Below are 7,205 nucleotides of genomic sequence, written 5' to 3'. Positions count from 1 at the left end.
GGACTCTTCGCGCCGGCGCTGGACGCGGGCGCCGACGGCGGCGTCCTCGCGCTCGCGAACGTCGTCCGGAGCGCGCGAGCGACATCCGGGACCTGCACGCTGCGGGGAAGGACGAGGCCGCGCGCGCCGTGAACCGTCGCGTCCTCGAACTCAACGACGCCGTCACCGCGCAGTACGGGGTGCCCGGCCTCAAGGCCGCGATGCGGTCCCGCGACATGCCCGCTGGCACAGTCCGCTCGCCCCACCGACCCGTCGACGACGACGTGGCGACGGAGCTGGCGTCGCTCGTCGAGGACGCGCTGCCCTGACGCGCAGCGCCGCGAACGGACCAGATTCCACTCTCCCGAAGACACTTTAGCGACCAGTCCCCCACGTGGGTGCATGGACCGTCGCAGATTCCTCGGTGTCGCTGGCGTCGCCGGCCTCGGCGCGCTCGCTGGCTGTATGAACGCTCTGGGTACCGTCGCACCGCCGCAGGTGCCACAGGACGAACTCGACGAAGGCGGCTGGACGCAGACCGACCGCAGCGAAGACACCGTCTTCGACGAGGACTACGGACCGGTCACCGTCACCGCGAAGTCCACGACGCTGACCTTCGAGGACGAGGAACTCGCCGCCGAAGTCACGGAGAAGACCCTCGACCAGATCGACGGCCGCCTCGCCATCTACTCGGCGTCCCACATCAACTTCTCACCGGACCTCAACAACCTCCCGGGCAGCGTCGGCCGCGAGGAGGTCATCAGCGAAGTCGAGAGTGCGGCCAAAGAACAGTTCAAGGCGCAAATGGAGGACAACGGCCTGGAGAACGTCACCGAGACGGGCGAGGAGGCCTTCGAGACGGACTCCGGCGCCAGCCCCGGTCTCACTACGTACAGCGCGGAGTTCCCGGTCGGGACGCTGGAGTACGACACGGGTGGCGAGACGCTCGGTATCGACGTCGGCGCCATCGAAGTCGCGGGCGACCTCGCGGTCTGGAACGTGGGCGACTACGTCGTCGTCGCGGGCGGCGCGTATCCCGCCGAGAACTTCGCGAAGACCACGGAGAAGACGCTCTCGGAGGCCATCTCCGTGACCATCGACATCGACCTCGGCCTCACGCCCGACGAGTACGCGGCGGAGGTCCGCGGACTGATGGCGGCGACGAGATGACGACCTGGGCAGCGCTCTTCGAGCGCGGCGCGGCGTTCGACGTCGACACCGCGACCGTCCGCGAGACACTCGCCGCGCACCGGGACGCGGCCGACGAGACCGACCACCAGCGCCAGGGTGGAGACACAGATGAGTGACGTCGATCCCGCGACCGTCGCCGCGGACGCCGACGTGCTCGCCACGGACCTGTTCGTCGACGGGGACGCCCGCGAGGCCCTCGACGTGGTGCGCGCGCACTCCTGGGTGGACCTCGTCGCCAGCGACCCGCTGCTCGACGACGCGGAAGCCGTCGTCGCGTCTCTCGGCGACCGGGCGCTGGCAGCCGACTGGCGGGAGAAACTCGAGAACGAAGCGACCGTCGTCACGCATCCCGCGGGCGACCAGCCGGCGCTGGCCGCGGCGCAGGCCGCAGACGCCGCCCACGTCCTCTCGTACGACGAGCAGTTGCGGTCCGCTCGCACCGGCATGCAACTCAAGGAACGCGTCGACGTCAGCGTGAAGTCCCCGGACGCGTTCGCGCGCCTCTTCGATCCGGAGCGACTCTACCCGACGGTGGTCGGCGGCGACTACCCCGGGCCGGACTGCGACCCCCGGGACTGAGAACGACCCGGCGACCGACGGAACCGAGACCGAGCCAACGACCGACAGAACCGAGACCGAACCGCCGCGTTACTGTTCTGCGAGCCAGTCCGCGAGTTTCGCGAGCGCGCGGCCGCGGTGGCTGAGCGCGTTCTTCTCTGCGGTGTCCATCTCCGCGAACGTCTCGCCGTCGTGGTCGAAGATGGGGTCGTAGCCGAACCCGCCCTCGCCGCGCGGCGCGACGATGGTGCCCTGGACGCTCCCGGCGAACGTCTCTGTGGTGTCGCCGTCCGCGTACGCGACCACGCACCGGAACGCGGCGCGGCGGTTCTCAAGGCCCTCGCAGAGCTGCCAGACGCGCTCGACGCCGAGCGTGTCCTCGACGTACGACGAGTACGGGCCGGGGAACCCGTCGAGCGCGCGGACGAACAGGCCGGCGTCGTCCACCACGACCGGGACCTGGCTGTCCTGGGACTGGAAGGCGTCCTCGGCGCCGCGGGCCGCGATCTCCGCGAGGTCGTCGCTCTGGATCTCTGTGTAGTCGTAGTCGAATCGGTCGACGTCGGAGACGTCCGCGAGGTACTCCTCGGCCTCGGCCACCTTTCCGGGGTTGGTCGTCACGAACCGGAGCGTGCGCATACCCGGACCTGGACGCGCACCGAGTTGGAAGCGTCGGTTCGACGCGAGAAGCGGTTGCGTCAGTCGTCGACGACGACTTCCACGGCTTCGGTCTCCTCGGCCTCGTCCCCGACGCCCTCCTCCTGTTGCTGGTGCCACAGGAGCGCGCCGGTGATCGCCAGCACGATCCACGACCGCCAGTTCGCGAGGTTCAGGGTGTACCCGATTCCGAACGGCTTCTCCACGAGCATCCCCTCGCCGGGCTGCCAGTACGAGGACAGCATCCGGCTGAGCTTCGGCCGCTCGAAGTTGTACGGGACTCCGAACAGTTCGCCACTGGACGGTTTCTCGACCATACGCGTCTGTTGGTCGCCACTGCTGATATCAGTTTGGGGAACGCGAGTCAGTGGACGGCCCCGGAACGGGACGCGTCTCCGACTCGGACGGAGACCTGGCCCGACTCGGGCTTAACCGTGACTCCGACCCGGACGGAGACGTGGCTTCATCTCGGACCTGACCGTGACTCCGACTCGGACCCGCTACTGGTAGCGGCCGCGGCCCTCGATGGCGCGCAACTGGTCGACGACGCTCGCGTCGCCCGCCGCCGCGTACGCGTCCTCGAACGCCGCCGCGAGGCGGTCGGCGTCGTCGGCGGTGCCCGCGAGGCTCTGCTCGAAGACGTGGCAGTCCATCGCGTAGTCCTCGACGTCGTCCGTGTGGTAGCCGAGACCGAAGTCGATGAGGAACGTCCGACCGTCGCCGCTGAGCTCGCGGGCCGCTTCGCTTCCCGCGCGCTCGTTCGGTGACGCCTCCGACGTCACCCGAACGTTTCGCGTGGTGGGGTCGCCGTGCACGAAGCCAGCCCCGTGGATGGTCGCGAGGTGCCGGCCGACGTCGCGGACGCGAGATTCGGTGAGCGCGTCCCGGAGGTCGTGGTCTCCGACGCGCTGGAGGACGAGCGTCGCCTCCGGGACGTCGACGTCCCAGACGAGCGGCGTCGGGACGCCATGTCGGCGTGCGTCGCTGGTCAGCCGTGCCTCGAGTACGGTGCGGTCGCGACGCAGGCGGGCGTCGAGCGCGCCGTGTCGGTACCCCTTCGGGAGTCGCGCCTTCAGGACGTGGTCGTTCTCGAAGCGCACCGTGGCTTCCGCGCCCTGGAGGACGTCGCTGTCGGGGCGCGCCGGCGGCTCCGGGTCGCGCCACGTCACCGGGACGTCGTCCGGCCGGAAGTTCGAGTCGATGGCCGAGTCCTCGATTTCGAGGGTGTCGCCGGCGCGAGCCATCTTCTCGCCGAGCACCGCGATCATGCCCGCGTTGTCCCGGAGGAACCGGGGTTCGGGCGCGTAGAAGTCGGCGCCCCGTTGCTCGCACATCGCTGCGAGCATCTCCCGGAGGCGGTCGTTCTGCGCGACGCCCCCGCCCAGCACGAGTTCGTCGCGGCCGGTCAGGGACAGCGCGCGCTCCGAAACCTCCCCGAGCATCGCGAAAATCGTCTCCTCGAGGCCCCGGCAGACGTCCTCGACGGGGGTGCCGGCGTCGTACTCGTCCTTGGCGGCGCTCATGATGCCCGAGAACGAGAAGTCCATGCCCTTCACGACGTACGGCAGGTCGACGTACTCGCCGTCTTTGGCGTGCGCCTCGACCTTCGGACCGCCGGGGTGGCTCCAGCCGACGTGGCGCGTGAACTTGTCGAGGGCGTTCCCCACGCCGGTGTCCATCGTCTCCCCGAGCACGCGGTACCGGCCGTTCCGGTACGCCAGGACGTGCGCGTTCGCGCCGCTGGCGTTCAGGCAGACGGGCGCGTCGAACCCCGACTGGTGGCGCCCGATTTCGAGGTGCGCGACCATGTGGTTGACGCCGACCAGCGGCACGTCCAGGGTCTGCGCGAGCGCGCGCGCCGCCGACGCGACGATGCGCAGACACGGCCCGAGGCCCGGACCGCGGGAGAACGCGACGGCGTCGACAGGCGAAGCCTGCCGGCCCGCCGAACGCTGTCCGGCGACGTCGATTTCGTCCTCGGTCTCGTCGAGAATCGTCTCGATAACCGCGGGAATCGCCGACCGCATGTGCTCGGCGGCCTCCCGCGGGTGGATGCCGCCGCTCTCCGGAGCGTACGCGTCGGACTCGATGACGACAGAATCAGTCTCAGAATCGTACAGCGCCGCGCTCGCGCACCACGCAGTGCCCTCGATTCCGAGAACCCGCATCTACCGCGCTACTCCCACTCTGTGAAGCCGCACTTCCCGCAGACCTGCCGGTCGCCGTGGTCCGCGAGGAAGGTGTCGCCGCAGCGCGGGCACATCTCCTTGTCCGTCGTGCCGTCGTCGTTGTAGTAATCGCTCCGGGGCATTATTCGGCCTCCGCCTCCTCCGCCTCGTCGTCGGCGCCGATCTTGTTCCGCTCGAGCATGTGCTCGTGTTCGACTTCCGCGGCGTCCTCCGGGGAGTCGTAGGTCTTCGCGCGGCCGATGGTCTGGCGCATCCCGAACTTCGTGTCCAGTTCGTGCACGACGACCTCCTCGGAGTCCTTGTCGAGTTTCGCGGCGAGGCTGTCCCGCACGGAGAGCCGGGACGGCGTCGCGTCGTCGTGATTGATCTCGAATTCGACCTCGGTCCGGTGGAGCAGGGGGTTGTCTTCCTGCGACAGAATCTCGATTTCCATGGTCAGTTGTCTATGTATGAACGCGAAATCAGTAAAAGCATTTCGAAGCCCTGGTTAGCGCGCGCGAGCGCGCTGCGACGCCTCACTTCGAGTTCGCTGCGCCGCCGCGTTCCACGAGCGCCCAGAACTCCTCGGTGGTCTCCAGGAGTTCGCAGAGGTCGCGAGCCTGCTCCTTGCGCGGCGTCGTCACGTTCACCAGGACCATTCCCTCCCCGGGCTGGCCGTAGACGACACTCGCGTCGACCGGTGCAGCGAGCACCGCGGGCAGCGTCGCGAGGTCCTCCTCCCCGTCCACGGACAGCAGCGTCGACCCCTCCGCGTGGATGGCGTCGACGAGCGCCTCCAGGAGTTCGACGGAGACCGTGGCCGGGTCGCTCGCCACCTCGACGGTGCGGTCGGCGTCCGGGCGGCCGCCAGCGACCTCCCGCGTCACCGCTTCGCGTTCGGTCTTCCCGTCCACGATAGCGACCTTCGGCGGCGCGTTTGCCGTCACGAGGTGGTACGTGACCACGTCGCCCACCGCGATAATCGGGCTCCCTGCGTCCGCGAGCAGTCGCTGCGCGTCCTCGTAGACCGGACCCAGTGGGTCCTTGAACGCGCCGCGAGCGTCCGGCGGCAGGGTGGCGGCCGCTCGCGTCACGCTATCTGACCTTCAGCGCGTACTCGCCCGCTTCGTTGACTTCCATCTTGTCGGCGATCTCCGACTCCTCGGGGTGCGTGATGACGACGTAGCCCGCCCAGTCCTCGGTGAGACTCGTCGACGAACAGTACGGACACATCTCCTCGTCCGGTTCGACGATGCGGTGGCAGTCGTGGCACGCCAGGCGGTTCGACGCCATCTATTCGACCTCCTCGGTCTGTTCGCGTTCGCGCTCCTCGCGCAGCCAGCCGTGCTTCCCGAGGCCGGGCTGTTTCGCCGTCAACCCGATCTTGGACTCGCGGGGGTTGCGCTCGTCGATGCTCTTCGTGACGATGCGCGCGCGCACCGAGTCGCCGGTGCCGATGACGCTGTTGGACTCCCGGGACGCCAGTTGCTGGTTCTCCTCGTCGAACGCGAGGTACTCGTCGCTGATCTGGGAGACGTGCAGGAGGCCGTCCACCGGGCCGATGCCGACGAACGCGCCGAAGCTCACGACTTCGACGATCTCGCCGTCGACGACTTCCTGCATCTCGGGGTCGAACGTGACGGCGTCGAACTCCGCCTTGAAGTAGACGCCCGGACGGTTCGGCAGGACGGCGCCGTCGCCGAGGTCGTGGACCTCAGTGACGGTGACGACGCTGCCGATGTCCTCGTCCATGCGGCCCTCTAGTTTGTCCTGCAGTAGTCGCTTCACAAGGTCCGGACTCACGTCCCCGAGGTGCTCGGGAGGGACCTCTATCGTGTCCTTCAGCCTAGCTCGCTTGTACATCTATGGTTGAGTGATAGTCAGTTGATTCCGACCCCTTAAATGAATTACCGGCACGCCCGCGTCGAGCAGGCGCTCCTTCAGGGGGCCGTCGTTCGTGACGACTGCGTCCACGTCGCCGTTCGCGGCGAGCCCGTAGAGCGCGTCGTCTGCGTACGATTCCTCGGTTGTCACGGTCTCACCGCGGTCCGCCAGGTCCGCCGCCACGCTCGCCGCCGTCCCTTCCTCGCCGCCGCTCGCGGCGAGTTTGTCGAGTTCCGCGCGAACGGACTCGGGAACGACGACCTCGTACTCGCCGACGAGGCGGTCGAGTTCCTCGAAGACCCGAACGCCGAACTCGACCGGCAGCAGCAGCGCGTTGGCGTCCATGGCGACTCGCATCACTCCGTGAGCGTTCCGACGCCGATGAGCCGCCAGCGCGCGCCGACCCGACGATTGATGGCGATCTTCGAGCCGTCGGGCGCACACACTGGCCGCTTCAGTTGCACGTCACACTCGCCGTCGCGGGCACTCGTCACCGACCCGACGGTGGTCGCGGTGCCGACGGTGAGCATCAACGGTTCCCCGGTGCTGATCTCCTCGATCTCCTCGCCCTCCTCGGCGCCGACGAGGCGCTCCAGGAGGTCCACGTCCATCGTGAAGGAGTTCCAGGTCGGCGGGAGCGTGCCGTCCACGACCAGGTCACGGTCGACGACGAAGGTGAGAGCACTCCCACCGACCGTGAGAGCAACGCCAGCCAATGCAATGGCCGCAGCGGCTATCCATTCGACGAACTCGGGGAGTTGGGGGCCG

At 68.6% G+C, this 7,205-nt stretch carries 13 protein-coding genes and 1 pseudogene; 4 read left to right on the top strand and 10 right to left on the bottom strand.

Annotated elements, in window-relative coordinates:
* From GRX66_RS14745 to GRX66_RS14730, 4 genes are all read left to right on the top strand, one after another.
* Nucleotides 1-308 (top strand): dihydrodipicolinate synthase family protein (locus GRX66_RS14745; protein WP_233745545.1); only part of this gene is annotated, 308 nt, incomplete at its 5' end.
* 73 nt (nt 309-381) lie between these two features.
* Nucleotides 382-1,149, top strand: a complete 768-nt coding sequence (locus GRX66_RS14740) for a DUF6517 family protein (RefSeq protein WP_159527238.1) — start codon at nt 382-384, stop codon at nt 1,147-1,149.
* Nucleotides 1,146-1,286, top strand: a complete 141-nt coding sequence (locus GRX66_RS14735; protein ID WP_159527237.1) for a hypothetical protein — start codon at nt 1,146-1,148, stop codon at nt 1,284-1,286. The genes GRX66_RS14740 and GRX66_RS14735 overlap by 4 nt, the downstream gene beginning before the upstream one ends.
* The gene (locus GRX66_RS14730; RefSeq protein WP_159527236.1) at nt 1,279-1,749 is read left to right on the top strand and encodes a DUF7384 family protein; all 471 of its coding nucleotides are present in this window, start codon (nt 1,279-1,281) and stop codon (nt 1,747-1,749) included. Before GRX66_RS14735 ends, GRX66_RS14730 begins: the two co-directional genes overlap by 8 nt.
* A 69-nt stretch (nt 1,750-1,818) precedes the next feature.
* Here the strand turns inward: GRX66_RS14730 and rdgB are convergent, their stop codons facing one another.
* The 10 genes and pseudogenes from rdgB to GRX66_RS14680 form a co-directional block, all read right to left on the bottom strand.
* The gene (gene rdgB, locus GRX66_RS14725) at nt 1,819-2,367 is read right to left on the bottom strand and encodes an RdgB/HAM1 family non-canonical purine NTP pyrophosphatase (RefSeq protein WP_159527235.1); all 549 of its coding nucleotides are present in this window, start codon (nt 2,365-2,367) and stop codon (nt 1,819-1,821) included.
* Nucleotides 2,368-2,426: 59 nt separating this feature from the next.
* Entirely contained in the window at nt 2,427-2,702 is a 276-nt protein-coding gene (locus GRX66_RS14720) for a DUF5808 domain-containing protein (RefSeq protein WP_159527234.1), read from the bottom strand.
* Between the two features lie 183 nt (nt 2,703-2,885).
* Nucleotides 2,886-4,553 carry a bifunctional N(6)-L-threonylcarbamoyladenine synthase/serine/threonine protein kinase gene (locus GRX66_RS14715; RefSeq protein WP_159527233.1) on the bottom strand — a complete coding sequence of 556 codons (1,668 nt, stop codon included), beginning with the start codon at nt 4,551-4,553 and terminating at the stop codon, nt 2,886-2,888.
* An 8-nt stretch (nt 4,554-4,561) separates the two neighbouring features.
* Nucleotides 4,562-4,696, bottom strand: coding sequence for a 30S ribosomal protein S27ae (locus GRX66_RS14710; protein WP_159527232.1), 135 nt, complete (start codon nt 4,694-4,696; stop codon nt 4,562-4,564).
* The gene (locus tag GRX66_RS14705) at nt 4,696-5,007 is read right to left on the bottom strand and encodes a 30S ribosomal protein S24e (protein ID WP_159527231.1); all 312 of its coding nucleotides are present in this window, start codon (nt 5,005-5,007) and stop codon (nt 4,696-4,698) included. The genes GRX66_RS14710 and GRX66_RS14705 overlap by 1 nt, the downstream gene beginning before the upstream one ends.
* Before the next feature lie 82 nt (nt 5,008-5,089).
* Entirely contained in the window at nt 5,090-5,647 is a 558-nt protein-coding gene (locus tag GRX66_RS14700) for a GTP-dependent dephospho-CoA kinase family protein (protein WP_325064135.1), read from the bottom strand.
* Between the two features lies 1 nt (nt 5,648).
* A complete protein-coding gene (gene spt4, locus GRX66_RS14695) occupies nt 5,649-5,846 on the bottom strand; it encodes a transcription elongation factor subunit Spt4 (RefSeq protein WP_159527230.1) in 198 nt (65 codons plus the stop codon).
* Nucleotides 5,847-6,416, bottom strand: coding sequence for a DNA-directed RNA polymerase (locus GRX66_RS14690; protein WP_159527229.1), 570 nt, complete (start codon nt 6,414-6,416; stop codon nt 5,847-5,849).
* Complete coding sequence (locus tag GRX66_RS14685) at nt 6,417-6,782, bottom strand: twitching motility protein PilT (protein ID WP_159527228.1); 366 nt, start codon at nt 6,780-6,782, stop codon at nt 6,417-6,419.
* Nucleotides 6,783-6,793: 11 nt separating this feature from the next.
* Nucleotides 6,794-7,205: pseudogene (locus GRX66_RS14680) on the bottom strand (translation initiation factor IF-2 subunit gamma); the annotation flags it as partial.

It is taken from the genome of Halobacterium bonnevillei (assembly GCF_009831555.1).
GTDB lineage: Archaea > Halobacteriota > Halobacteria > Halobacteriales > Halobacteriaceae > Halobacterium > Halobacterium bonnevillei.
This window is presented reverse-complemented; position numbering and strand designations above follow the sequence as displayed.